Source organism: Albidovulum sediminicola (assembly GCF_025751575.1).
Lineage (GTDB): Bacteria > Pseudomonadota > Alphaproteobacteria > Rhodobacterales > Rhodobacteraceae > Albidovulum > Albidovulum sediminicola.
This window is the reverse complement of record NZ_JAOWLA010000012.1, coordinates 78,401-101,332: the sequence shown is the minus strand read 5'-3', so window position 1 is coordinate 101,332 and position 22,932 is coordinate 78,401. Positions and strand designations below refer to the sequence as shown.

Genomic DNA, 22,932 nt, shown 5'->3' with positions numbered 1-22,932 from the left:
GCTAATGCACAGATCTGATCTACGCTGGATAGCGCAGGTGGAGCCTGGATGACTAAACCGACCGACAATGCGCGCCTGATCCGCATCGCCCGCGTGAGCGAGGCAGAGGCCGCCCCGGCAGAGCCGCTCGACCTTGGCAAGCGCGTGCGTGATTTGCGCAAGGCGCGGGGCTGGACGCTGGAGCAGGCGGCGGGGCAGGCGGGCTTGGCGCGTTCGACCCTGTCGAAGATCGAAAACGGGCAGATGTCGCCCACCTATGAGGCGCTGAAGAAGCTGGCGGAGGGGCTGTCGATCTCGGTTCCGCAGCTTTTCACGCCCGCCGCCCAGGCGCAGGTCAACGGCCGGATGGCGGTCACCAAGTCGGGCGAGGGCCAGGCCCATCTGACCACGACCTACGAGCATGAGCTTCTGGCCGCGGCGCTGACGCGCAAGCAGATGTTGCCTTACCGGGCGCGGATTCGGGCCAGAAAGCCGGAGGAGTTCGACGGCTGGGTGCGCCACGAGGGCGAGGAGTTCCTTTATGTCCTCACCGGAATTGTGAAGCTTTACACGGAGTTCTATGAGCCTGTTGAACTTCGCCGGGGCGACAGTGCCTATTACGATGCAGCGATGGGCCACAACGTCGTGTCGGTGAGCCCGGAGGACGCGACCGTTCTTTGGGTGACAAGCCTCGCCTAGTCGTCGCCGTAGCGCGCGTCGTCGTCGGATTCATCCTCGCCCTCGGGCAGGTATTTGGCCGACAGGTTGATCGAATGGTCATCGTGGCGCGGGTCCATCACCACGTCGGAAGGAAGCTCTCCGGTCAGCCAGTCGCGGATTTCTTCCCGCGCTTCGGAGACCTCCTGTTCGGTCAGTTCGGCGATATAGGCGATGAAGGCGCGCTGGTCGCCGTCGATTTCCTCAAGCTCCGCCTCGTCGGCCTCGGGCCACTTGTCCAGAATGGCGTCAAAGAACGCGAACCAGTTTTCCTGAACGTGATGCCATTTCATTGGTCTTCTCCGGCAGTGACTTGCAACTTGATTTTGCACCTGAAGTGGTGATGCGAAAAGCGTTTCGGAAGGGTAAACGAAAAGTTTGATGCGCTTCGCGCGGAAACGAAGCGCATGATATCAGGTCATCCGACGCGACGTCGGATGGCGTGGTGCCTGCGTCCAGGCGATCGTGCGGGTCAGAACCAGCCCTGAACCGTTCGGGCGCCGGCAGAGACATCCTCGCCGGCGCCGGCGACGGTGTTGCAGGCGGCCAGTGCGCCGAGGAATGTCAAAAGGATCAGTTTCTTCATGCTCTCAGTCCTCATACCACCAGGTTTCCGGCTGGAATCCGGGCCAGTCGCCGTATAGCGGAATCCACTCCGGGTAGTGAAGATGCCGGTCGTAAGCAAGGCGCGAAACGCGGCTGTACCAGACCGGGATCACATAGCGCCCCGCCGTCAGGATCCGGTCGAGCGCCTGGGTCGCGGCCACGAAATCGTCCTGTCCGCGCGATCCGACCATCGCGGCGATCATCGCCTCGGCGGCGGGGGAGTTCATGCCCATCCAGTTGCGCGTGCCAGGCTCGGTAATGCCCGAGGCGCCCCAGTAAAGCATCTGCTCGTTGCCCGGCGACAGCGAAAGCGAGCGCGTGTACCAGGCCATGTCGAAGACATAGGTGTTCGTCCGCTCCTTGTACTGAGCGTTGTCGACGGCCGTGACGGTCGGCACGATCCCGAGGGCCTTCAACGCCTGCACGTAGATGTCCACGACCTGCTCGGTCTGGGTCGCGCCGGACTGAAGCAGGATCTCGAACGTAAAGGGGGTGCCCTCGGCGTTCCGCATCACGCCGTCCTGGACGGTCCAGCCCGCCTCCTCGAAAAGTGCGGTCGCCTTGCGCAGGGATTTGCGGTTTACCGCCCGGTCCTTGTCGCCTTGGGGCAGGGCATAACCCTCGATCGTGCCGGGGGGCAGATCAGCGGCGAAGGGGGCGAGGAGTTCGGCCACCTTGCCGGTTGCGGGGCCGTCGCCCATGCCTAGCGGCGAGTTCGAGAAGTAGGAGGTGATGCGCGGCTCGGACCCGCCGTTGATCGACTGGTTGACGAAGTCGAAGTTGAACGCCTGGATCATCGCCTCGCGCACGCGCCAGTCGTCGAAGGCCGGGTTGCGGGTGTTCATCACTAGCCCGGTGATGCCCGAGGGACGCTGGTTCGGGATCTCGGCCTTGATCACCTCACCTGATTTCACGCCCGGGAAGTCGTAAGCGCTCTGCCATTTGGAGGCGCTGGATTCGCGGAAGGTGGAGGTCTCCCCAGCCGTGAAAGCCTGGAAGGTCACGTCGCCGTCGCCGTAATAGTCGTAGCGGATCTCATCAAAGTTGTGCAGGCCGCGGTTGAAGCCCAGGTTCGCGCCCCAGTAGTCAGGGTCGCGGCGGAAGGTGATGAAGCGGCCCGGTTCGAAACCGGAAACCGTGTAGGGGCCTGAGCCGAGCGGGACCTCAAGCGAGCTTTCGGCGAAGTCCTTGCCCTCCCACTGCGCCTTTTTCAGGATTGGCCGCATGCCCATCAAGAGCGCCAGTTCGCGGTCCTCGGCATTGAAGGTGAAGCGGACGGAGCGTTCGCCGGTCTGCTCCATCTTCGCGATCTTGCCCCAGGTGTTGCGGTAGCGTGGATGGCCGAGGGTGCCGAGCGTCTCGTAGCTCCACATCACGTCCTCGACCGTGACCGGGCTTCCGTCCGAGAAGCGCGCCTCGGGCCGCAGCGTAAACTCCACCCAGTTCCGCGCCTCATCCGTTTCCACCGATTCGGCGAGCAGGCCGTAGAGCGTAAAAGGTTCGTCGATTGAGCGGGCCATCAGGGTTTCGACAGTGTGCAACCCAAGGCCCCAGGGGGCGGAGCCTTTCAGAATGTAGGGGTTGAGCGAATCAAAGCCCCCCGCTTCGCCGAAAACGATCCGCCCGCCCTTGGGGGCATCGGGATTGGCATAGGGAAGCGACACAAAATCGGGTGGAAGGGCGGGCTTGCCATACATAGCTATGCCATGGCCAGGCTCTGCCTGGGCTGGGCTCGTCGCAGCCAGAATCACAACGCAGGACAGGGCCTGCGCAAAGCCCGCGAAAGAAACCGATCTCATTTGCGCAACAATCCCTGTCTGCCCGTTCTCATTGGCGGACAGGCTAACTTGGCTTCCCAGCCTTTTCAAACTTTTAGCTTGGACAGTGGCAGTGAACCGCGTATAAAGACGCTACTGCTCGATAGGTTTCTTGCCTGTATGAAACCTGCCTCAATAACTTAACGCCCGCCTCGCGCGGGCGTTTTTTTAGGCCATGTCGCGAAACCGGGTTGGTCCGGTTTGAGCCCCGGGCGGACATTCCGATCGCCGGGTCAGCGCAGATCTTCGCCATCGTACTCTGGCGCTCGCAGTTCTTGGATACCGTCACGAAGCGACTGATCCATTTCCCGCAATACGCTCATATCCAACCTTGTCAGTCCGAACGCATAGGCTACGCTCAGTCCGCTCTGCGGCGTGTATTCGGCGAAGCAGAGCCGCGCCCCTCCGGAGGACTCGCTTCCACAGGACGCTATCCACGGCAGGTCATCGGAGCCGGTCGCGGATTCTGCGTCGACAACGTGAAAGCCAGCGCGCTCGATGATACGACCGTCGCTCGATGCGCCCATCCCGTTTTTGTCTTCGCAGTATCCGGAACGGTCTGCATCCTCGCGACAATGATAGCAGATGGAGAGCCCTTCTGGAGACTTGCCGCAGTTCCCCCTTTGCTCCGCGAAGATGGTGTAGCTTTCCAAAAGGTAGCGATTGGCCTCGGCCCCATAGTCGTTCCCGATGAGCTTGATAATACGGATGTCGACGTTCCAGAACAGCGCGGTTGTACGAGTGTCGAAAATCGGCTCGCCGTGCGGAAGAAGGGACAAAGCTACAGTCCTGAAAGGGTTCCCCGGACAGCCGGGCGGTTCACCCGGCTCTCCGTCCGGGTCAGGCTCGGCAGAGGCAATGTCTACGGTGTCGGGCGGAACAGCGAAGGCGATGCCAGTCACAAGACGGACGATCATCTTGCCGCCAGGATTTTCGGAGCATGTAGCCGGGTCGAAGTGAAGCTCTGCAGATGCTCGTGACGCGGCGCAACTCAGTCCGGCGCTGGCGATGCAAACCATCAAGCCGAAAAATTGTGGAAAAGCAGAGATAACGAGCATACCGCGATGGTAGTAGCCACGGTTGCCCGAGGCAATCTGCATCCCCCACGCGGCAGGCAGTCGGGATAGACTGCCTGTCCCCGTCAAATACCTCATTTCGACGTGGAATATCCGGGTATATTTGGGCGAAGCGATGCAATTCTAGACGGCAGCCTGCGCAAAGGTTCACTTTGTCCCGCATCGCGGACCAACACGGTTTCGCGACATGGCCTCTTTTATGCCGCATGGCCATGACCCCGAAGGGCAAAGTTTTTCGTGTTCTTTGCGCGCGCAGCACCTATTCTCGCCGCAGCGCAACGAAAACGGGAATTATCATGAACCTTTCTGGCAAGACCGCCATCGTCACCGGCTCCAACTCAGGTATCGGGCTTGGCGTGGCCATCGAACTGGCCAAGCAAGGCGCCAACATCGTCTTGAACTCCTTCACCGACCGGGCAGAGGACCACGCGCTGGCCGAACGGATCGGCGCCGAGCATGGTGTCCGGGCGCGCTACATCAAGGCGGACATGTCGGTGGGCGAGGATTGCCGCGCCCTAGTTCACGCTGCGGGCGGCTGCGACATCCTGGTGAACAACGCGGGCATTCAGCATGTGGCACCGGTCGATGAGTTTCCGGTCGAGAAGTGGAACGCGATCCTCGCGATCAATCTTTCCTCGGCCTTCCACACCACGGCCGCGGCGCTTCCCGGGATGCGCGAACGCGGTTGGGGGCGGATCGTCAACATCGCCTCGGCGCACGGGCTGACGGCCTCGCCGTTCAAGTCGGCCTATATCGCGGCCAAGCACGGGGTCGTGGGCCTGACCAAGACCGTGGCGTTGGAAACCGCGGGGCAGGGGATCACCTGTAACGCGATCTGCCCCGGCTACGTGCTGACGCCGTTGATCGAGTCGCAAATCCCCGACCAGATGAAGGTGCACAACATGGACCGGGAAACGGTGATCCGGGAGGTCATGCTGCTGCGCCAGCCGTCTCGCCAGTTCGCGACCGTCGAGGAAATCGGTGGAACCACCGCGTTTCTGTGCTCCGCCGCAGCGGCGCAGATCACCGGCACGACGATTTCTGTTGATGGCGGCTGGACGGCGCTCTGATCAGGGGGCGGGGCGTACCGGCCCCGCCGCCGGCGTCTTCGCGGGCTTGGGGGAGGGGTAGACAAGCCCGGCGGAGATGACGAGCTTTGCCGCGTCCTCGACGCTCATGTCCAGGAAGGTGACATCCTGCTTGGGCACATAGAGCAGGAACCCCGAGGTCGGGTTCGGTGTGGTCGGGAGGAAGACCGTCATCACCTCGTCCTCGGGCAGGCGCTTCAGGACCTCTCCCTTCGCGGCAGTCGAGACGAAGCCGATGGCCCAGATCCCGGGGCGCGGGTATTCGATGAGGCAGGCCTTGTCGAATTTGGACTCGGTCTGGTTGAAGACGGTTTCGGTGACCTGCTTCACGCCGTTGTAGATCGAGCGGACGACGGGCATCCGGTCCACCATGCTCTCGCCCCAGGCGATGAGCGAGCGGCCGAGAATGCCCTTGGCGATCCACCCGATGAACACCGTGAAGATCAGGAAGATGATCACACCGATGCCGCGCAGGTCCAGCGCGCCCTCGACACACCAGAAGGGCAGGTCGTCCGGGCCCTGGCCCGGCAGCGGTGTGGCGCAGAACAGGTCCTGGATCAGGTCCGTCGGCCGGTAGCGCTGCGGGATGAAGGGCAGGACCCAGCTGTCAATCCAGCCCGTCACCTTCCAGATCAGCCAGAAGGTCAGGCTGACCGGTGCCATGACCACGAGCCCGGTCAGGAAGTTTGCGCGGAAACGCGCGATCAGGCCCCGCCGCTTGTGGGGATGATGTGTCGGATGTTCATCACCCGTATGTCCGGTTTCCATGCATCGCCCCCTGTTCGCCGCGCGAATGTAGGCATTCGCCGGGCAGAAGCCAATGGGTTACCCGAGGCGATTAAGCTCTGCCGCGATCGCCGCGCCAAGCCGGGCGTTGTTCAGCACAAGCTCGATGTTCGCGGCAAGCGACCGGCCCTCGGTCAACTCGAAAATGCGGGCCAGCAGGAACGGGGTGACGGCCTTGGCGGCGATCCTCTGTGCCTCTGCCTCGGCCAGCGCCTTCTCGATCACCGGGGTGATTTCGGCGCGGGGGATTTCGGCGGTGGTCGGGATCGGGTTGGCGACCAGTTGCCCCCCGGCAAGCCCGAGCGTTCCGCGCATCTTGTGGGTAGCGGCAATCTCGGCGGCGCTGTCCATCCGGAGCGGCGCGGCAAGGCCCGAGCTGCGCGACCAGAAGGCGGGAAACTCATCCTGTCCGAAGGCGATGACCGGGACGCCCATGGTCTCCAGCGCCTCAAGCGTTTTCGGCAGGTCCAGGATCGCCTTGGCGCCCGCCGCGACGACCGTCACCGGCGTCGTGGCAAGTTCCGACAGGTCGGCGGAGATGTCGAAGCTTGTCTCCGCGCCTCGATGCACGCCGCCGATCCCGCCGGTGGCAAAAACCGCGATCCCCGCGAGGTGGGCGGCGATCATCGTGGCGGCAACCGTCGTCGCCCCGGTGCGTCCAAGCGCGAGGCAGGCGGCAATGTCGGCCCGGCTGAGTTTCATGACGTTCCTGGCTCGTGCCAGGGCCTCAAGCTCTGCCGCGGCAAGACCGATGTGGATGCGCCCGCCCATGACGGCGATGGTCGCAGGCGCGGCGCCCGCGCGTCGCACCTCCTCCTCGACCCGGCGCGCGGTTTCGAGGTTCTGCGGATAGGGCATCCCATGGGTGATGATCGTCGATTCCAGCGCCACGATTGGCGCGCCGATCCGGCGGGCTTCCTCGACTTCGGGCGAAAAGGTCAGGGGCAGGGCAGTCACGATCCGATATCTCCCGATACGTATTGGGCAGCGGCGTCCAGCGCGGCGGCCAAGGATTCGACACGCGGCAGCCCGCGCCGTTCGGCCACGATATGGGCCGCCATGAAGGTATCGCCCGCCCCGGTCACGCGGGTGACGAGGACCGGCGGCGGATCGGCGGCGATTACCCCGTCGGGCGCGCCATCGGCGGCCTTGCGCCCGCCGTCCGTGACCAGCACGCGGCGCGCGCCCCGGGCAATCAGCCCCTCGGCCGCCTCGGTCGCCGAGGCGAAGCGCCGCTGACAGAGGATCCCGGCCTCCTCAAGGTTGACGTAGATGGTGGCGTTCGCCATCGGCAGGAGCGGCAGCAGACGTTCGGCCTTGCCTGGCGAAGCGGGCGCGATCCGAAGATCCGCCGCCGCGAAAGCGGGCGCCGCCGCGATATCGGCCAGAAGGCCGACCGTCAGGTTGCCGTCAAGCGCCACCGCGCCCGCCCAGGGGGCATCGGGACGGCCAAGCGCGCCGTCCGTCAGGGGGCGCAGGATCTTGTCGCCCGCAGCCTCCAGCGAATGGGCGTCGGCGATGGCCGCGATCAACCCGTTCGCGCCCTCGACCGCCATGTAGCGGTCGGTCGGCAGATCCTCGGACCGGTAGACATGGCCGCAGTCGAGCCCCAGGCGTTCGGCCGCCGCGATCAGCTCGTCGCCCTCGGCGTCACGCCCGACGGCGCTGAGAAGCGCGGGGCGCAGGCCGAAGCGGCAAAGCGTCATCGCGATATTCATGGCGACGCCGCCCGGCAACCGCGTGATCCGCCCGGGGACATCCGCGCCCGCCGCCATATGCACGGGCGTGCGTCCGATGATGTCCCAAAGGACCGAACCGATGCACAGGATGTCGGGCGCGTTCTTCATCATCCTGCTTTGCCGGGAATTCCCTGCCGGGGCAAGCGCTCCGCACGACCGCTGTTCGCAACTTCTCGGCTGATCTTGGGGCGATCGTGCGCTATGATGGCGCATTATCATAAAGAGGCGGACTGTCGCGATTGAGTCAGGGGGGTGTCATGACCCGATATTCCGGCCTGGATCGGGCCACCTTCGACTTTCTTGCCGGGCTCGCGGCCAACAATGACCGCGCGTGGTTCGCGGCGCATCGCACGGAGTACGAGGCGCACTGGCTCAAGGCCGGGCTCGACCTGATCGAGGCGCTCGCGCCGCTCTGCGCAGAGATGAGCCCCCGGCTGCTCGCGGTGCCGAAACTCAACGCGTCGCTCGGCCGCATCCATCGGGACACCCGCTTTTCGAAGGACAAGACGCCCTATCAGCCCCGGATGCACCTGATCCTGTCCACGGGCGAGCCCTTCAACAAGGTACCCGGGATGCATCTGGTCCTCTCGCCCGAGAGGCTCGGCTTTGGCGCCGGGCACTACGGGTTGGAGGCACAGGCGCTTCATCGCCTACGCCAGCGCGTCTGCGATGCGGACGAACGCGGGGCGCTTCTGGAGGCGATCACCGCGGCGGAGCGTGTCGGAAGCCGGCTCGATCCGCCCGACCTCGCGCGGGTGCCAAAGGGGTATGACGCCGCCCCCGCCTGGGAGGCTCTTCTGCGCCGCAAGAGCATGATCGTGCGCGCACCTTCGCCGCAACCTGCGCCGGACTGGCTGTTTACCTCCGAGGCGCCCGAAGGGCTGGCCAGGATTACCCGCGCGCATCTGCCGCTTCTGTCCTGGTTGCGTGCGCCGTCCTGATTCCTGTCGGCCAGCGGGGGCAATTGGTGTATCTTTACGGACAGGGCCGCGCGCTGGCCCGTGTGCCCGGAGGTTGCCATGACCGGTCTCGAAATGCTCCTCAACGGTCCCGATCCGTTCATCACCGACGGCGGCATCGAAACCGACCTGATCTTCAACGACGGCTTCGACCTTCCGTATTTCTCTTCCTTTGTTCTCCTGTCGTCGGAGGACGGGCGGACGGGGCTGGAACGGTATTTCGACCGTTACCTCGACTTGGCTGAACGAACCGGACGCGGCTTCGTGCTCGACACCGCGACCTGGCGCGCGAATGCCGGATGGGCCGGGGCTCACGGGCTGAGCGAAAAGGACATGCGCAGTATCAATCGCGAGGCGGTGCGCTTTGCCCATGCGCTGCGCGCGCGGCGGGACTGGTCCGACAGGATCCTTGTCAACGGCAGCATCGGGCCCGCCGGTGACGGCTATGCGCCCGACCAGCTTTTTGAGCCCGATGCCGCCGAAGCGATCCACCGGCCGCAGATCGAGGCGCTGGCCGAGGCCGGGGCCGACCTGGCCATGGCGCTGACCATGACCCATCCGGGCGAGGCGATCGGCGTCGTGCGCGCGGCGCACGCGGCGGGCCTGCCGATCGCCATATCCTTCACGGTCGAGACGGACGGGCAACTGCCGGTCGGCAGCAGCCTTGCCGACGCCATTGCCGAGGTCGAGGTCGCCACCAACGGCGCGCCGATTTTCTATGGCGTGAACTGCGCGCATCCCACGCATTTCCTGGATCGCCTCGACGGGGACTGGACGCGCCGCATCGGCGTCGTGCGCGCCAATGCCTCGGCGCTCAGCCATGCCGAACTGGACGAGGCGGTCGAACTGGACGACGGCGACCCCGACGATTTTGGCCGCCTTTACGGCGAACTGAGCGCGCGGCTTCCCAACCTGCACCTCGTCGGTGGTTGCTGCGGCTCCGACTGCCGCCATGTGCACGCGGCGATGTCCGCGCTCTGAGCGGCACCTTGGGGCCCGTCGCGGATCTTGTTCCCGCCTCAAGCGGGCGGCCCTTGCATCCCCCCGCGTTTCAGCCTATACGCGCGCCACTTCACAGGCGAGGTGCGGGCCGAAGGGGGAGACATCCCCGGAGGTCCACCGGTTGGGGGAAACCCTGAAATCACCTCGCTCAGGCGCAAACCGGAAAGGAACAAGGCATGGCGCTTCCCGAATTTTCCATGCGTCAGCTTCTTGAAGCTGGCGTTCATTACGGCCACCAGACCCAGCGCTGGAACCCGCGTATGGCGGAGTTCATCTACGGCGACCGCAACGGTATCCACATCATCGACCTGACCCAGACGGTCCCGATGCTGGACGCGGCGCTGAACGTGATCCGCGAAACCGTCGCCAAGGGCGGCCGTATCCTCTTCGTCGGCACCAAGCGCCAGGCCTCCAAGGCCGTGGCCGAAGCCGCCGAGAAATGCGCGCAGTACTACATGAACCACCGCTGGCTGGGTGGCACGCTGACCAACTGGAAAACCGTTTCCCAGTCGATCCAGCGCCTCAAGCACATCGACGAGGTTCTGGGTTCGGGCGCAGATGGCCTGACCAAGAAAGAACGCCTTGGCATGGAGCGTGAGCAGACCAAGCTTCAGGCTTCGCTGGGCGGGATCCGCGAAATGGGCGGCCTGCCGGACCTTCTGTTCATCATCGACGTGAACAAGGAAGACCTGGCGATCCTCGAAGCCCAGAAGCTGGGCATCCCGGTCGTCGCGGTCGTCGACACCAACTGCTCGCCCAAGGGCGTTGACTATGTGATCCCGGGCAACGACGACGCCTCGCGCGCGATCGCTCTTTACTGCGACCTCGTGAGCCGCGCGGCGCTCGACGGCATGTCCGCCCAGATGGGCGCGGCCGGCATTGACCTTGGCGCGCTCGTCGAAGCGCCGGCCGAGGAAGCCGCGCAAGACGCCGAGGCCTGAGCCGGGCAGGGGCCTCATGGCCCCTGTCACACGTCTTTCATCGGGCGGGGATATTCCTCGCCTGACCCATTGAACATCACGAAGGAGAGCCACCATGGCGATCACCGCTCAGATGGTGAAGGAACTGCGCGAATCCACCGGCGCAGGCATGATGGATGCCAAGAAGGCACTGACCGAAACCGATGGCGACATGGAAGCCGCCGTTGACTGGCTGCGCACCAAGGGCCTCGCGAAGGCCGCGAAGAAAGCCGACCGCGTCGCCGCCGAGGGCCTGGTTGGCATCGCCGTCCGCGACGGGCGCGGTGTCGCCGTCGAGATCAACTCGGAAACCGACTTCGTCGCCAAGAACGCCGACTTCCAGCAGATGGTCCGCGAGGTCACCGAAGTCGCCCTTCAAACCGGTGAGACGCTTGAGGTCCTCAAGGCCACCCACCTGAACGGCAAGCCGGTGGAAGATGTCCTCACCGACGCCATCGCGCGCATCGGCGAGAACATGACGCTGCGCCGGATGCACGTCCTCGAAGGCGAAACCGTCGTTTCCTACGTCCACTCGGCCGCGACCGAGGGCATGGGAAAGATCGGCGTTCTCGTCGCCGTGAAGGGCCCGGCGGACAAGGCGCAGGAGATTGGCAAGCAGTTTGCGATGCACATCGCCGCGACCTCGCCGCTGTCGCTGTCCGAAGCGACGCTCGACCCGGCCCTGGTGGAGCGTGAGCTTCAGGTCCAGACCGCCAAGGCGCTCGAAGAGAACGCCGCTTCCGCCAAGCCGAAGCCCGATGCGGTGATCCACAACAACATCATCCCGGGCCGGATGAAGAAGTTCCTGTCGGAAAACACGCTTCTCGGCCAGCAGTTCGTGATCAACCCGGACATCACGGTCGAGCAGGCCGCGAAGGAAGCCGGCGTGGAGATCACCGGCTACGCCCGTGTCGCCGTCGGCGAGGGCATCGAGAAGAAGGAAGAGGACTTCGCCGCCGAAGTCGCCAAGACCCGCGGCGCCTGATCCTTTGCAAAAGTCATGAAAAGCGGCCGGCTTGTCCGGCCGTTTTTTTGTGTGCTGGGGCAGGGGAGCAACGGCGCTTAGCGCCGGAACACGAAGATCTGGTTCAGCATGGACGCTTTAAGCACGGCCTGCGCCGTGGTTTCCGCCGCAAGTGCGTGCCGCGCCAGGCGAAGATGCTTTTCGACCGTCGCAACCGTCACGCCCAGAAGGATCGCGATGTCCTGCGTCGTCTTGCCCTCGCCCGCCCACTCGAGGACCTCTTGTTGCCGCGGCGACAGCGACCGATTCGGGGGACGGAAGGGAAGGGAGCTGAGTTTCATATGCGCGAGCCGGCAGAGGAACTCGATGTTCTTGCCATGGTCGCGCCAAATCGCATCGACATGGGCCTGGTCCTGATGGCGGGCGCAAAGACCGATGCCCCCCTTGGCCTTGACCGAGGTATCGCGAAAGCTGATCGAGTAGCCCGCGAGGATTCCGTAACGCCGGTTCAACTCGAGAACGCGGAGCTCCGCATCGCACAACTCGCCTGCCTTGGCGCGCTCCGCGATCAGATCCCAGGACTGCACCCCGTCATTCTCAAGCGCCCATTTGACCATCGGGCCATTCGCAAAGAGGCCGGATTTCGCGAAGGCGTCGAGGTAATCGGAGGGATAGTTCGACAGGATCAGGAAATCCTCGGCCTCGCCAACGGAATTCCCGGCCCGGGCGCGGGTCAACCCGTAGATTATCCCATCGAAGCCATAGCCTGTCAGGCTCTTGGCGAGCGCCGCCCAAGTATCATCGATGGTTTCGGCGTTCATGATCGCAGATGCCTGCTCTCTCAGATCGGGCATCATGGACTCAACGGAACCGGGGTTTCATGGTCAGGATTTCCAGCGGGTCGTCGCAGTCCATGAGAAACAGATCTCCAGCACCGATTCTGAACAGGTCACGCGAAAAAACGGCCGCGTGCACCGCAGGCTATTATTATTTCTCCTTCTAAATCAATAGAATATACGGACTGAAACTATCTTAGTTATGGCTACAATCTGTTGACTGGAACCTTCAGGTAGACGGTTTCGTTGTCCTCGGCAGGTGGCATCTGCCCGGCGCGCATGTTCACCTGAAGCGATGGGATGATGAGCCGCGGCATGCCGAGCGTCTTGTCCCGCGCGGTGCGCATCGCCACGAATTCCTCGATCGGTTTGCCTGCGCCGACATGGACGTTCAGCGCCTTTTGCTCTCCCACTGTGGTTTCCCAGGCGTAGTTGGCGCGCTCGGGTGCCTTGTAGTCGTGGCCGACGAAGATCCGCGTCTCCTCGGGCAATGCCAGGATGCGCTGGATGGAATTATAAAGATCCGCCGCCGAGCCGCCAGGAAAGTCGCAACGCGCCGTGCCATAGTCGGGCATGAAAAGCGTATCGCCGACAAAGGCGCAATCCTCGATCACATAGGTTAGGCACGCGGGTGTATGACCGGGCGTGTGCATGACCCGCGCTTTCAGCGCGCCGATCTCGAAGCTGTCGCCCTCGGTGAACAGCCGGTCGAACTGGCTGCCATCACGCTGGAATTCCGTTCCTTCGTTGAAGATCTTGCCGAAGGTGTTCTGAACGATGGTGATGTTGGCGCCGATGCCGATCTTGCCGCCGAGCTTTTGCTGAAGATAGGGCGCGGCAGACAGATGGTCGGCATGGACGTGGGTCTCAAGAACCCAGACCGTCTCAAGCCCCTCGGCCCTCACATGCTCGATAATCCGGTCGGCGGAACTGGTGTCCGTCCGCCCGGCGGAATAGTCGAAGTCGAGAACGGAGTCGATGATCGCGCAGGCCGTGCTCGCGGGGTCCCGCACCACGAGGGAAACCGTGTTGGTCGCCTCATCGAAGAAGGCCGTCACGTCGCATTTTTGGCGTGGTTTCGTGTCCGCGTTCATCGGGGCTCTCCTTTCGACGCAAGTTAGGCGTCGGCGGCCCTTATTTCAACGTGTGAATATGTCAGACGAGGCGCGAAAGCTGCGCGATGATGCCGGGCAGGGCGTCGAAGTGCTCGAATTCCGCGTTAAAGGTGATCTCGCTTTTCGGGACCCGCAGGAAACCATCTGCGAATAGAACGAAGGGCATCTGCGCTGCGCCGGCGGTCGCGGCATCGACCTCGCTGTCACCGACGAAGATCCCGCTGCGCCCGAGGGCGTCGCGCACCGCGTGAAGCGGCTCAGGCGCGGGCTTGCGCTGGGGCAGGCTGTCCCCCGCGATGATCGAACTAAAAAAATCAAAAAGGCTCAGCGCCTTAAGGACCGCTACGGTGGCGTTATAGGGCTTGTTCGTGCAAAGGCCCAGCGGATGCCCCAGCTCGCGGAGTTGGCTCAGGGCTCCGATGACGCCGGGAAAGACCACCGTCTGGTCCGCCGCATGGGCGGTGTAGTCGGCGCCGACACGGGCCGAAAGTTCGCCGAGGCGCGAGGCGTCGATGCCCCGCGCGGCCATGACGCGCGAAACCAGCACGGGCAGCCCGTCGCCGATGAAGCCCCGGACGGTCGCCGCGGACAGGGGCTCAAGCCCTTCGGCGACCAGCATGCGGTTCACCGCCGCCTGGATGTCCGGAAGCGAATCCAGCAGCGTACCGTCCAGGTCGAAGATGACCGAGGGCAGGGCGCTCATGCGCGCCATTTGATCGAACAGCCCATGGAGGGCACCTGGTCTTCAGGTCCCTTTCCGGTCTCGGCCACAAGCTTCATCGCCTCGAACAGTTCGCGCGGCACATCGGGGGCCGCGGCCTTGCGGCCCGAGGCGTCGAGGCGGCCGCGATACTGCAACTCTCCGGCGGTATTGAAGCCGAAGAAATCCGGCGTGCAGGCCGCGTCATAGGCGCGCGCCACCTCTTGGCTTTCATCGTGCAGATAGGGGAAGGTGAAGCCCTCCGCCTGGGCCAGAGCGCGCATGTTGTCGAAGCTGTCGTCGGGGTAGGTCGCGGCGTCATTCGCACAGATGGCTACCACCCCGATGCCAAGGCCCTGAAGGTCCCGTGCATCGCGAAGGATGCGGTCCAGCACCGATCGGACATAGGGGCAGTGGTTGCAGATGAACATGACCAATGTGCCCTTGGGGCCAGCAACTTGCGCGAGCGACCAGTCGCGCCCGTCGGTGCCGGGTAGGGTGAAGTCCGGTGCTTTCCAACCGAAATCGCAGATGGGCGGGCTGACGGCCATGGTCTTCTCCTCAGACTTGCGCGGCGCTGGCGGCGGCGCGGATGGCCGCGATATTCTGACCGTAGACATCGGCCTTGTCGACCGAACCGCCGGAGAAGACGCCGGAGCCCGCGACAAGAACGTCAGCGCCTGCCGCCGCGACGAGCGGCGCGGTCTCGGCGGTGATCCCGCCGTCGATCTCGATATGGATCGGCCGGTCGCCAATCATCTTGCGCAAGGTTCTGATCTTATCCAATTGGGAATGAATGAATTTCTGCCCACCGAAGCCGGGGTTCACGGTCATCACGCAAACAAGGTCCACGAGGTCCAGAAGCTCCGCTGTGGCGGCGGCAGGCGTTCCCGGGTTCAAGGCGAGACCGGCTTTTTTCCCCGTTGCGCGAATGGCTTGCAGTGTTCGGTGAATGTGCGGTCCGGCTTCCACATGCGCGGTAATGATATCCGCACCGGCTTCGGCGAAGGCGGCGATATAGGGATCGACCGGCGCGATCATCAGATGCACGTCCATGACCGTGCCGATATGGGGACGGATCGCCTTGCACATCGCGGGCCCGAAGGTCAGGTTCGGCACGAAGTGGCCGTCCATGACATCGACATGGACCCAGTCCGCGCCCTGAGACTCGATAGCGCGGATTTCCTGGCCGAAGTTGGCGAAATCGGCGGAGAGGATCGAAGGGGCGATCTTGATGCTGCGGTCGAAGGACATGAGGGCTCCGGTAGGATAGAAAGGCGTGGTATCGCTGTAACGGTGCGAAGCCCGGCGGTCCAGCGCTTCGTATCGCCCGGCACATTCAGTTATTTTACATAATACCGATTATCGGATGATCCATATTAAATAGATGCGAGCTCAGGAAGCTGCCCCTGCCGGCGGTGATAGCTTCAATTGGTGGCCCGCGCGCCAGACACCCATGAGGCGCAGCGCATCGTCCAGATAGACGAAATCGGCGGCCCGTCCCGGCATCAGGTGACCGTAGCGCCCTTCAAGTCCCACTGCGCGGGCCGGACCGCTGGTTGCCATCGCCAGCGCATGGTCCAGCGCCGTGCCGACATCGCGCGTCATGACCCTGAGCGCACCGGCCATATCCAGGTCGGCGCCTGCAAGCGTTCCATCGGCCAGCGTTAGCCGCCCATCGCGCCGCAGGATCTCGCGCCCGTTCAAAGTGAACCGCGTGATCTCCGATCCGGCGGTCGCCATGGCATCGGAGACGAGGAAGATCCGCGACGGCCCGCGCTTGGCCGCCAGGGCTGCGCGGATCGCCGCGGGATGGACATGAATGCCGTCGGCAATCAGCCCCGCGCTGAGCCCCCCGCGATCGAGCGCCGCACCGACAAGGCCGGGATTGCGGTTTCCAAGCGGACTCATCGCGTTGAAAAGATGCGTAACGATCCGGGCGCCCGCACCCGCTGCCGCGACACAGACATCGTAATCCGCGTCCGTGTGCCCCAGAGAGACGTAGACGCCCCCCGCGCTCAGCCGCGCGAGCTGGTCGTTGCTGACGCTTTCCGGCGCCAGCGTCACCATCAGTCGGGGAAGACGCGCCGCCGAGGCGACAAGGAACGCGAGGTCCGCATCCTCCATCCGCCGGATCAGCGCCGGGTCATGCGCGCCCTTGCGCGCAAGCGACAGATGCGGCCCCTCAAGATGCAGGCCCGCGATCCCGGGCACCCCGGTTGCGATCGCGGCGACGGCGGCCTCGACCGCCGCGCGGGTCTGTTCGGGCGTATCCGTGATCAGCGTCGGAAAGATCGCCGTCGCGCCAAGCCCGCCGTGGGCGGCGGCCATGCGTTCCAGCGTCTCAAGCGTTGGCGCGTCGTTCAGCATAACGCCGTCGCCGCCATTGAGTTGCAGGTCGATGAAGCCCGGCGCGATCGTGCCGGACCCGAGCTCCACCTGCCGCATGCCGCGCGGAACCTCGGACGCGACCGCAGACACACGACCGTCCTCCACCACCAATGCGCCGGGGGTGAGCCGGGTTCCGTCGAAGATCTGCGTTGACGTGTAGGCGACGGCGCTCATCGCGTTTCAGTCACTTTCTTCAGGTGTCTGGGGGTGTCGGGATCGATGCCGCGCGCGCGGGCGACGGTTTCGACCATCGCGTAGAAGCTGACGATCAGTGCAAGCGGATCTGTCAGAGGGTGATCGGTTCGCACCGCCGGCAGCACACAGGCCGCCGAGGCGCGGTCGGAGGTCAGGAACACCCGCGCCCCCTTCCCCGCCAGCGCCTCGGCGATCTCGACGACCGTATCCTCGGCAGCGTCGGCGGCGGTAAAGGCCAGCACCGGGAAATCCGCGTCGACAATCGAGACCGGCCCATGCAGCACTTCGGCCGAGGAGTAGCTTTCGGCGTGGATCTGGCAGGTCTCCTTGAATTTCAGCGCCGCCTCGCCCGAGATCGCAAAGGCCGGGCCGCGTCCGATCGTGTAAAGCGAGCCCGCCTTCTGCATGACCGCAGCCAGGGGCGACCAGTCGGCGCGCGTGGCGGCGTCCAGACGTTCCGGCAGGGTGTCGAGGGCGGCCAGAAGCCGCGCATCCCCCGCCCAATGCGCGATCAGCGCTAGCCCCGCGACGGCCGAAGTGACGAAGGTCTTGGTCGCCGCGACCGACAGCTCCGGCCCCGCGTGGATGTCCAGCACCGCCTCCGCCGTTGTTCCCAGCGGCGCGGCCGGTGCATTCGTCACAGCGACCGTCAAGGCCCCGGACTCGCGCGCGGAACGGGTCATTTCAACGATATCCGGGCTCTTGCCCGACTGTGAAACCGCCAGGCACAGCGCCTGCCCGAGCCGCAGCTTCGCGCCGTAGATCGAGGCGACCGAGGGGCCGATCGAGGCGACGGGCAGTCCCAATACCAATTCGGCGGCATATTTCAGATAGGTGCAGGCGTGGTCCGAGGAGCCGCGCGCCACCGTCGCGATGAAGGCCGGATCACGTCGCCGCGCCGCCCCGGCCGCAGCGCGAATCGCCTCCCCGCCAGCATCCAGAAGCCGTGCCACGGCTTCGGGGATTTCTTGCACCTCCTGGCGCATCAGGCTCGTCTTCATGCGGGTTGCTCCGGAATTCTCAGCTCGGCCACGAAATCGTAGGCGTCGCCGCGGTAAAGTGATCGGGTGAACTCGGCCACGCGCCCCTCCGGCAGGTAGGAGATGCGCTCGATCCTGAGACCGGCCGCGCCTGCGGGCAGCCCCAGCTGCGCCGCCTCGGCCTCGGTCAGATTGACGGCGGAGATCTTCTGGATCGCACGAACCGGCCGAAGCCCCGCCTGCCCCAGCACCTCATACAGCGAATGCGTGACGGCCAGCGGGTTGGGCAGGATGTCGGGCGGGAGGGACGCGCGCTCAACCGCCATCGGGCGGCCGTCGGCCAGACGGAGGCGGGCCAGCCGGGACACCTGGTCGTCGGAGCCGAGGCCGAGCGTCAGCACCTCTTCCGGCGAGGGCAGGAAAAGCCCGCGCTCCAGCCATTGCGACACCGAGGAGAGGCCGCGCCGGGCCATGTCCTCGGTGAACGAGGTCAGGCGTGAGAGCGATTGTTCCACCCTGGGTCGTTCCGCCGCGATGAAGGAGCCGGAGCCCTGGCGCTGCACCACCAGCCCCTTGTCGACCAGTTCGGCAATGGCCTTGCGCACCGTGACGCGCGACAGCTCAGTCAAGGACGCGACCTCCCGCTCAGGCGGCAGAGGGGTGTCGGGGGCCAGGACACCTTCGGCGATACCCGCCTCGATCCGCTTGCGCAGCTGGACGTAAAGCGGCCCGCCGCCGGGGCTGAGCCAGCGTTTCGGGTCCAGGAAATCGGTGATGGTCATGACGCGCCCTCCCCCCGGGCCTGATCCCGCCTTTGCGCGAGCGCCAGCGCCCCGTCGAGCGAAGAGCCGAGCGGCGCGCGGATCATGTGTTCGTATTCGGCGCCAAGCCAGGGCGCGTAGGCCGGGCCAAGACCGCCCATCAGGCAAAGCGGCTCACCCCCACGATGACCCAGGGCGGCAAGGCAGGCCCGGATATAGTCCGCGCCCTCGCGCATCAGAAGCGCGCCGACCGCATCGCCCGCCGTGGCGGCCGCGACAACGCGCGGCGCGAAGGCCGCGAGGTCCGTCGCGCCGGCGGTCGAGGAGAAAAAGACAATCTCTGCCGCGCTGTCGCCGTGGTCGGCGAGAATCGCGCGTGTCAGCTCCGTATGGGCCCGCAACCCGTCGATGGCCAGCATGACTTCTTCCAACAGGCGACGGCCCAGCCGCGCGCCTGATCCCTGATCGCCGATGGGCAGACCCCAGCCGCCGAGCACACGGATGCCTGCCGCCGACTGGCGCCCCACGAACGATCCGGTGCCGATCGCCGCGACCGAACCCGTATCCGCCCCCAGCGCCCCGGCGATCGCGGTGGGCTGGTCGTCGGTGACGACGACATCAGTAAGCGGCAGCGCCTCGGCCACGCGCGCCGACATCTCTGGCGTCATGACCCCGGCAAGGCCCACATGTGCGCGGGCGGAGGCAATCTGATGCGGCATCAGCCCCGCCTGCCCCGCCAGATCGGCAATGACGGCAGCCACAGTCCGCATCGCCGCATCAAAGCGGATGGCGTTGGCCGCCCCGCCCCGCGCCTCGAACCTGCGGGCGCCAAGGACGAGCGCGCCACGGCAGGATGTGCCGCCGCCATCTACGCCAAGGAAAAGGGTTTCGCTGACCATCATGAAGATACCAATACAATACCTAATCGTGCGGAGAAAGGGAAAAAGCAGATGAACTGCATGATTATCGGCCGAAATCGACAGGATCTGGCAGTGCCCAAGAAAATAATGGACAAAAGGTATTATAAAGGTATTGTCATGTGAATGGGAGGAATCACATGGCGCTGCCACGCACGGAAGACATGCATGCGGACGCCTCGGGCATCGACACCTGCCCGGAGGCGGAGGCATTGCTGCGCCTGTTGTCTGCACAGCGCCGCGCGCTGGACGCTGTGGAGCCCGCCTTTGCCGCGATCGCAGCGGGTGCGGCGCTGATGACCGAGGCGCTGCGGGGTGCCGGGCGTCTGGTCTATGTGGGTGCCGGGTCCTCTGCGCTGATGGCCGTTGCGGATGCGCTTGAGTTGCCGGGAACCTTCGGCATCGACGCCGACCGCATCCTGATCCTGATGGCGGGTGGGATGCCCCAAGGGTCGAGCATGCCGGGCGACACCGAAGACGATGCGGCCCAGGCGGCAGAGGACGCGCGCCTGATCCGCTCTGGTGATGTCGTGATCGCGGTCACGGCCTCCGGCAACACACCCCATGCCCTTGCGATTGCGCGGGCGGCGCGGGACTGCGGCGCGCGCGTCATCGGGATCGCGAACAACGCCGGAGCGCAGATCTTTGCGCTCGCGGATGTGGAGATCTGCCTTGAGACCCCGCCCGAGGTCATCGCGGGCTCGACACGCATGGGCGCCGGGACCGCGCAGAAGGCTGCGTTGAACCTCATGTCCACGTTGATGGGGATAGGGCTTGGCCGGGTGCATGACGGCATGATGGTGGGCGTTGTTGCCGACAACCGAAAGCTGCGCGCCCGCGCCCGCGGGATCGTCTCGCGCATTGCCGGGTGCGGGGAGGATACGGCGGCCCGGTCGCTCGATGCGGCCGGGGGCGCGGTGCGGTCCGCGGTCCTGATTGCGCTTGGCCTGACGCCCGCGGCTGCGGAGGCCGCCTTGTCGGAAGCAGATGGAAACCTGCGCGCCGCGCTGGCGCGCATCGAAGACCCCGACCGGAGTTCCCGGCGGGAGGGAACAAACCAAGGGAGAGAATGATGACCAAGAAGATCGTGGCGGGCCTGTTGCTTTCGACGGCGCTCATGTCGACCGGGGCCTTGGCCCAAGACGTGACGCTGACCATCGAAAGCTGGCGCAATGACGACCTTTCGATCTGGCAGGACCAGATCATCCCGGCGTTCGAGGCCGCCAATCCGGGCATCAAGGTACAGTTCACACCCTCCGCCCCGGCGGAATACAATGCCGTCCTGAACTCCAAGCTCGACGCGGGCACCGCGGGTGACCTGATCACCTGCCGTCCCTTCGACGCCTCGCTGGCCCTGTACGATGGCGGCAAGCTGGCCGACCTGAGCGACCTGGCGGCGATGGTGAATTTCTCGGACGTGGCCAAATCGGCCTGGCAGACCGATGACGGGGCGCACACCTTCTGCGTGCCCATGGCCTCGGTCATCCACGGGTTCATCTACAACAAGAACGCCTTTGCCGAGCTCGGGATCGAGGTTCCGACGACAGAGGCGGAGTTCTTTGCCGCCCTCGACAAGATCAAGGAGGACGGCACCTATATCCCGATGGCGATGGGCACCAACGACCAGTGGGAAGCCGCGACCATGGGCTACAACAACATCGGCCCGAACTATTGGAAGGGTGAGGACGGGCGCCTGGCACTGATCAAGGGCGAGGCGAGCCTGACCGATGAGGCCTGGGTCGCCCCCTATCGCCAGCTTGCCAAATGGGGCGCCTATTTGGGTGACGGCTACGAGGCGCAGACCTACCCTGACAGCCAGAACCTCTTCACGCTTGGCCGTGCGGCGATCTACCCGGCGGGGTCCTGGGAAATCTCCGGCTTCAACGCCCAGGCCGATTTCGAGATGGGCGCATTCAACCCGCCGGTCGCGAACGCGGGCGATGAGTGCTACATTTCCGACCACACCGACATCGCAATCGGGCTCAATGCGGCCAGCCCGAATGCCGAGGCGGCACGGACCTTCCTCAACTGGGTTGGCTCGGCCGAGTTCGCGAGCCTCTATGCGAACGCCCTGCCCGGCTTCTTCTCGCTGAACTCCGCCCCCGTGGCGATGCAGGACCCGTTGGCGCAGGAAATCGTGAGCTGGCGCGACAAATGCCATTCGACGATCCGGTCGACCTACCAGATCCTGTCGCGCGGCACGCCGAACCTTGAGACTGAAACCTGGAATGCCTCGGTGAACGTGATCAAGGGCACCGAGACGCCGGAAGCCGCGGGTGCGCGCCTGCAGGAGGGGCTCGCGTCCTGGTACGAGCCGCAGAAGTGAGGTTTCGGGCGCGCTGAGCGCCCGACCCAAGCGGGGGGCTTTCCGCCCCCCGCACCCCCCGAGAGTATTTGGACCAGACTGAAAGGAGCAGCGGAAAGATGGCGACCCGTTCCCGCACCCATGTCGTCGTGTTCCTGGCGCCGGCGGTTCTTGTCTACACCGCCGTGATGATCTGGCCGCTGTTCAACACGCTCAGGCTCGCGCTTTACACGGCGGGAGAGGAGGGCCGTGTCTTCGTGGGCCTTGCGAACTTCGCGACGCTTTTCGGCGATCCGCGCTGGTCCGGGGCGTTCTGGAACGCGCTTGGCAACAACTTCTGGTTCTTCTTCATCCACATGTTGGTGCAAAACCCGATCGGGATCGTGCTTGCCGCGATCCTCAGCCATCCGCGTCTGCGCTTCGCCGCGCTCTACCGGTCGGCGATCTTCATCCCGACGATCCTGTCCTTTGTCATCGTGGGCTTCGCCTGGAAGCTCATTCTGTCGCCGATCTGGGGCATCGCGCCCTCGATGCTGGACGCGGTAGGGTTGAAGTCGCTGTTCGCCCCCTGGCTCGGACGTGAGGGCAGCGCGCTGACGACGCTGGCGCTGATCTCGGTCTGGCAGTTTGTGGGGATCCCGATGATGCTGATCTATGCCGCGCTCCTATCCATCCCCGAGGAGATCCTGGAGGCGGGCGAGATCGACGGCATCACCGGATGGGCGGCCTTCTGGCGGATCAAGCTGCCGCTGATCCTGCCCTCGATCGGTATCATCTCGATTCTGACCTTCGTCGGCAACTTCAACGCCTTCGACCTGATCTATGCGGCGCAGGGCGCGCTGGCGGGGCCCGACTTTTCCACCGATATCCTTGGGACCTTCCTTTACCGCACCTTCTTCGGCTTCCAGTTGCAGCTTGGCGATCCTCATATGGGCTCCGCCATCGCCACGGCGATGTTCGCGATCATCCTGGCCGGGGTCTGCGTCTACCTATTCGCGATCCAGACGCGCATGCGCCGCTACCAGTTCTGAGGGGGAGAA

At 64.9% G+C, this 22,932-nt stretch carries 25 protein-coding genes; 9 read left to right on the top strand and 16 right to left on the bottom strand.

Features of this window, described 5'->3' with window-relative positions:
* Positions 1–48: 48 nt before the first annotated feature.
* Positions 49–678 carry a helix-turn-helix domain-containing protein gene (locus tag OE647_RS13535; RefSeq protein WP_263722276.1) on the top strand — a complete coding sequence of 210 codons (630 nt, stop codon included), beginning with the start codon at positions 49–51 and terminating at the stop codon, positions 676–678.
* Here the strand turns inward: OE647_RS13535 and OE647_RS13530 are convergent.
* The 4 genes from OE647_RS13530 to OE647_RS13515 all read right to left on the bottom strand — a co-directional run bounded on the left by OE647_RS13530 (position 675) and on the right by OE647_RS13515 (position 4,219).
* Complete coding sequence (locus tag OE647_RS13530; RefSeq protein WP_263722275.1) at positions 675–989, bottom strand: hypothetical protein; 315 nt, start codon at positions 987–989, stop codon at positions 675–677. The genes OE647_RS13535 and OE647_RS13530 overlap by 4 nt on opposite strands.
* Positions 990–1,168: 179 nt before the next feature.
* On the bottom strand, positions 1,169–1,282 hold the full coding sequence (locus OE647_RS13525; RefSeq protein ID WP_263722274.1) for an entericidin EcnA/B family protein: 114 nt from the start codon (positions 1,280–1,282) through the stop codon (positions 1,169–1,171).
* Between the two features lie 4 nt (positions 1,283–1,286).
* Positions 1,287–3,101 (bottom strand): extracellular solute-binding protein, encoded by a 1,815-nt coding sequence (locus OE647_RS13520; RefSeq protein ID WP_263722273.1) that lies wholly within the window; start codon positions 3,099–3,101, stop codon positions 1,287–1,289.
* 251 nt (positions 3,102–3,352) lie between these two features.
* Positions 3,353–4,219, bottom strand: coding sequence for a hypothetical protein (locus OE647_RS13515; RefSeq protein WP_263722272.1), 867 nt, complete (start codon positions 4,217–4,219; stop codon positions 3,353–3,355).
* A 272-nt stretch (positions 4,220–4,491) separates the two neighbouring features.
* Here OE647_RS13515 and OE647_RS13510 point away from each other — a divergent pair, with 272 nt between their 5' ends.
* Positions 4,492–5,265, top strand: a complete 774-nt coding sequence (locus OE647_RS13510) for a 3-hydroxybutyrate dehydrogenase (protein ID WP_263722271.1) — start codon at positions 4,492–4,494, stop codon at positions 5,263–5,265.
* Here the strand turns inward: OE647_RS13510 and OE647_RS13505 are convergent, their stop codons facing one another.
* The 3 genes from OE647_RS13505 to OE647_RS13495 are packed head-to-tail and all read right to left on the bottom strand — an operon-like array spanning position 5,266 to position 7,916.
* Positions 5,266–6,051, bottom strand: coding sequence for a DUF502 domain-containing protein (locus OE647_RS13505; protein ID WP_263722270.1), 786 nt, complete (start codon positions 6,049–6,051; stop codon positions 5,266–5,268).
* Positions 6,052–6,108: 57 nt separating this feature from the next.
* Positions 6,109–7,026: a pseudouridine-5'-phosphate glycosidase gene (locus OE647_RS13500; protein WP_263722269.1), complete on the bottom strand. Its 918-nt coding sequence runs from the start codon at positions 7,024–7,026 to the stop codon at positions 6,109–6,111.
* A complete protein-coding gene (locus tag OE647_RS13495; protein ID WP_263722329.1) occupies positions 7,023–7,916 on the bottom strand; it encodes a PfkB family carbohydrate kinase in 894 nt (297 codons plus the stop codon). Before OE647_RS13495 ends, OE647_RS13500 begins: the two co-directional genes overlap by 4 nt.
* A 149-nt stretch (positions 7,917–8,065) precedes the next feature.
* Between OE647_RS13495 and OE647_RS13490 the strand changes: the two genes are divergently transcribed.
* From OE647_RS13490 to tsf, 4 genes are all read left to right on the top strand, one after another.
* Positions 8,066–8,749, top strand: a complete 684-nt coding sequence (locus OE647_RS13490; RefSeq protein WP_263722268.1) for a DUF2461 domain-containing protein — start codon at positions 8,066–8,068, stop codon at positions 8,747–8,749.
* 78 nt (positions 8,750–8,827) lie between these two features.
* Entirely contained in the window at positions 8,828–9,748 is a 921-nt protein-coding gene (locus tag OE647_RS13485) for a homocysteine S-methyltransferase family protein (protein ID WP_263722267.1), read from the top strand.
* Positions 9,749–9,945: 197 nt separating this feature from the next.
* Positions 9,946–10,710, top strand: coding sequence for a 30S ribosomal protein S2 (gene rpsB / locus OE647_RS13480; RefSeq protein ID WP_263722266.1), 765 nt, complete (start codon positions 9,946–9,948; stop codon positions 10,708–10,710).
* Positions 10,711–10,804: 94 nt separating this feature from the next.
* Positions 10,805–11,713: a translation elongation factor Ts gene (tsf, locus tag OE647_RS13475; protein ID WP_263722265.1), complete on the top strand. Its 909-nt coding sequence runs from the start codon at positions 10,805–10,807 to the stop codon at positions 11,711–11,713.
* Positions 11,714–11,790: 77 nt separating this feature from the next.
* Here the strand turns inward: tsf and OE647_RS13470 are convergent, their stop codons facing one another.
* From OE647_RS13470 to OE647_RS13430, 9 genes are all read right to left on the bottom strand, one after another.
* The gene (locus OE647_RS13470) at positions 11,791–12,546 is read right to left on the bottom strand and encodes a LuxR family transcriptional regulator (RefSeq protein ID WP_263722264.1); all 756 of its coding nucleotides are present in this window, start codon (positions 12,544–12,546) and stop codon (positions 11,791–11,793) included.
* A 188-nt stretch (positions 12,547–12,734) separates the two neighbouring features.
* Positions 12,735–13,622 carry an MBL fold metallo-hydrolase gene (locus OE647_RS13465; RefSeq protein WP_263722263.1) on the bottom strand — a complete coding sequence of 296 codons (888 nt, stop codon included), beginning with the start codon at positions 13,620–13,622 and terminating at the stop codon, positions 12,735–12,737.
* Between the two features lie 61 nt (positions 13,623–13,683).
* Entirely contained in the window at positions 13,684–14,346 is a 663-nt protein-coding gene (gene gph, locus OE647_RS13460; protein WP_263722262.1) for a phosphoglycolate phosphatase, read from the bottom strand.
* Positions 14,343–14,894 carry a thioredoxin family protein gene (locus OE647_RS13455; protein WP_263722261.1) on the bottom strand — a complete coding sequence of 184 codons (552 nt, stop codon included), beginning with the start codon at positions 14,892–14,894 and terminating at the stop codon, positions 14,343–14,345. The genes gph and OE647_RS13455 overlap by 4 nt, the downstream gene beginning before the upstream one ends.
* 10 nt (positions 14,895–14,904) lie before the next feature.
* A complete protein-coding gene (gene rpe / locus OE647_RS13450; RefSeq protein WP_263722260.1) occupies positions 14,905–15,597 on the bottom strand; it encodes a ribulose-phosphate 3-epimerase in 693 nt (230 codons plus the stop codon).
* Between the two features lie 141 nt (positions 15,598–15,738).
* Positions 15,739–16,908, bottom strand: a complete 1,170-nt coding sequence (gene nagA / locus OE647_RS13445) for an N-acetylglucosamine-6-phosphate deacetylase (RefSeq protein WP_263722259.1) — start codon at positions 16,906–16,908, stop codon at positions 15,739–15,741.
* Complete coding sequence (locus tag OE647_RS13440; protein ID WP_263722258.1) at positions 16,905–17,930, bottom strand: SIS domain-containing protein; 1,026 nt, start codon at positions 17,928–17,930, stop codon at positions 16,905–16,907. Before OE647_RS13440 ends, nagA begins: the two co-directional genes overlap by 4 nt.
* Positions 17,927–18,691, bottom strand: a complete 765-nt coding sequence (locus OE647_RS13435; RefSeq protein WP_263722257.1) for a GntR family transcriptional regulator — start codon at positions 18,689–18,691, stop codon at positions 17,927–17,929. Before OE647_RS13435 ends, OE647_RS13440 begins: the two co-directional genes overlap by 4 nt.
* Complete coding sequence (locus OE647_RS13430; RefSeq protein WP_263722328.1) at positions 18,688–19,569, bottom strand: glucosamine kinase nucleotide-binding domain-containing protein; 882 nt, start codon at positions 19,567–19,569, stop codon at positions 18,688–18,690. The genes OE647_RS13435 and OE647_RS13430 overlap by 4 nt, the downstream gene beginning before the upstream one ends.
* A gap of 158 nt (positions 19,570–19,727) precedes the next feature.
* On the opposite strand from OE647_RS13430, the gene OE647_RS13425 reads away from it, so the two are divergent.
* From OE647_RS13425 to OE647_RS13415, 3 genes are all read left to right on the top strand, one after another.
* A complete protein-coding gene (locus tag OE647_RS13425; protein ID WP_263722256.1) occupies positions 19,728–20,660 on the top strand; it encodes an N-acetylmuramic acid 6-phosphate etherase in 933 nt (310 codons plus the stop codon).
* Positions 20,657–21,913, top strand: a complete 1,257-nt coding sequence (locus OE647_RS13420) for an ABC transporter substrate-binding protein (protein ID WP_412174952.1) — start codon at positions 20,657–20,659, stop codon at positions 21,911–21,913. Before OE647_RS13425 ends, OE647_RS13420 begins: the two co-directional genes overlap by 4 nt.
* A gap of 98 nt (positions 21,914–22,011) precedes the next feature.
* A complete protein-coding gene (locus tag OE647_RS13415) occupies positions 22,012–22,923 on the top strand; it encodes a carbohydrate ABC transporter permease (RefSeq protein ID WP_263722254.1) in 912 nt (303 codons plus the stop codon).
* The last annotated feature ends 9 nt before the right edge of the window (positions 22,924–22,932 follow it).

Excerpts from the sequence above, each read along its gene's own strand:
- OE647_RS13535 (WP_263722276.1), top strand. The coding sequence starts at position 49 with ATGACTAAACCGACCGACAATGCGCGCCTGATCCGCATCGCCCGCGTG.
- OE647_RS13530 (WP_263722275.1), bottom strand. The coding sequence starts at position 989 with ATGAAATGGCATCACGTTCAGGAAAACTGGTTCGCGTTCTTTGACGCC.
- OE647_RS13525 (WP_263722274.1), bottom strand. The coding sequence starts at position 1,282 with ATGAAGAAACTGATCCTTTTGACATTCCTCGGCGCACTGGCCGCCTGC.
- OE647_RS13520 (WP_263722273.1), bottom strand. The coding sequence starts at position 3,101 with ATGAGATCGGTTTCTTTCGCGGGCTTTGCGCAGGCCCTGTCCTGCGTT.
- OE647_RS13515 (WP_263722272.1), bottom strand. The coding sequence starts at position 4,219 with ATGCAGATTGCCTCGGGCAACCGTGGCTACTACCATCGCGGTATGCTC.
- OE647_RS13510 (WP_263722271.1), top strand. The coding sequence starts at position 4,492 with ATGAACCTTTCTGGCAAGACCGCCATCGTCACCGGCTCCAACTCAGGT.
- OE647_RS13505 (WP_263722270.1), bottom strand. The coding sequence starts at position 6,051 with ATGGAAACCGGACATACGGGTGATGAACATCCGACACATCATCCCCAC.
- OE647_RS13495 (WP_263722329.1), bottom strand. The coding sequence starts at position 7,916 with ATGAAGAACGCGCCCGACATCCTGTGCATCGGTTCGGTCCTTTGGGAC.
- OE647_RS13490 (WP_263722268.1), top strand. The coding sequence starts at position 8,066 with ATGACCCGATATTCCGGCCTGGATCGGGCCACCTTCGACTTTCTTGCC.
- OE647_RS13485 (WP_263722267.1), top strand. The coding sequence starts at position 8,828 with ATGACCGGTCTCGAAATGCTCCTCAACGGTCCCGATCCGTTCATCACC.
- rpsB (WP_263722266.1), top strand. The coding sequence starts at position 9,946 with ATGGCGCTTCCCGAATTTTCCATGCGTCAGCTTCTTGAAGCTGGCGTT.
- tsf (WP_263722265.1), top strand. The coding sequence starts at position 10,805 with ATGGCGATCACCGCTCAGATGGTGAAGGAACTGCGCGAATCCACCGGC.
- OE647_RS13470 (WP_263722264.1), bottom strand. The coding sequence starts at position 12,546 with ATGCCCGATCTGAGAGAGCAGGCATCTGCGATCATGAACGCCGAAACC.
- OE647_RS13465 (WP_263722263.1), bottom strand. The coding sequence starts at position 13,622 with ATGAACGCGGACACGAAACCACGCCAAAAATGCGACGTGACGGCCTTC.
- gph (WP_263722262.1), bottom strand. The coding sequence starts at position 14,346 with ATGAGCGCCCTGCCCTCGGTCATCTTCGACCTGGACGGTACGCTGCTG.
- OE647_RS13455 (WP_263722261.1), bottom strand. The coding sequence starts at position 14,894 with ATGGCCGTCAGCCCGCCCATCTGCGATTTCGGTTGGAAAGCACCGGAC.
- rpe (WP_263722260.1), bottom strand. The coding sequence starts at position 15,597 with ATGTCCTTCGACCGCAGCATCAAGATCGCCCCTTCGATCCTCTCCGCC.
- nagA (WP_263722259.1), bottom strand. The coding sequence starts at position 16,908 with ATGAGCGCCGTCGCCTACACGTCAACGCAGATCTTCGACGGAACCCGG.
- OE647_RS13440 (WP_263722258.1), bottom strand. The coding sequence starts at position 17,930 with ATGAAGACGAGCCTGATGCGCCAGGAGGTGCAAGAAATCCCCGAAGCC.
- OE647_RS13435 (WP_263722257.1), bottom strand. The coding sequence starts at position 18,691 with ATGACCATCACCGATTTCCTGGACCCGAAACGCTGGCTCAGCCCCGGC.
- OE647_RS13430 (WP_263722328.1), bottom strand. The coding sequence starts at position 19,569 with ATGGTCAGCGAAACCCTTTTCCTTGGCGTAGATGGCGGCGGCACATCC.
- OE647_RS13425 (WP_263722256.1), top strand. The coding sequence starts at position 19,728 with ATGGCGCTGCCACGCACGGAAGACATGCATGCGGACGCCTCGGGCATC.
- OE647_RS13420 (WP_412174952.1), top strand. The coding sequence starts at position 20,657 with ATGATGACCAAGAAGATCGTGGCGGGCCTGTTGCTTTCGACGGCGCTC.
- OE647_RS13415 (WP_263722254.1), top strand. The coding sequence starts at position 22,012 with ATGGCGACCCGTTCCCGCACCCATGTCGTCGTGTTCCTGGCGCCGGCG.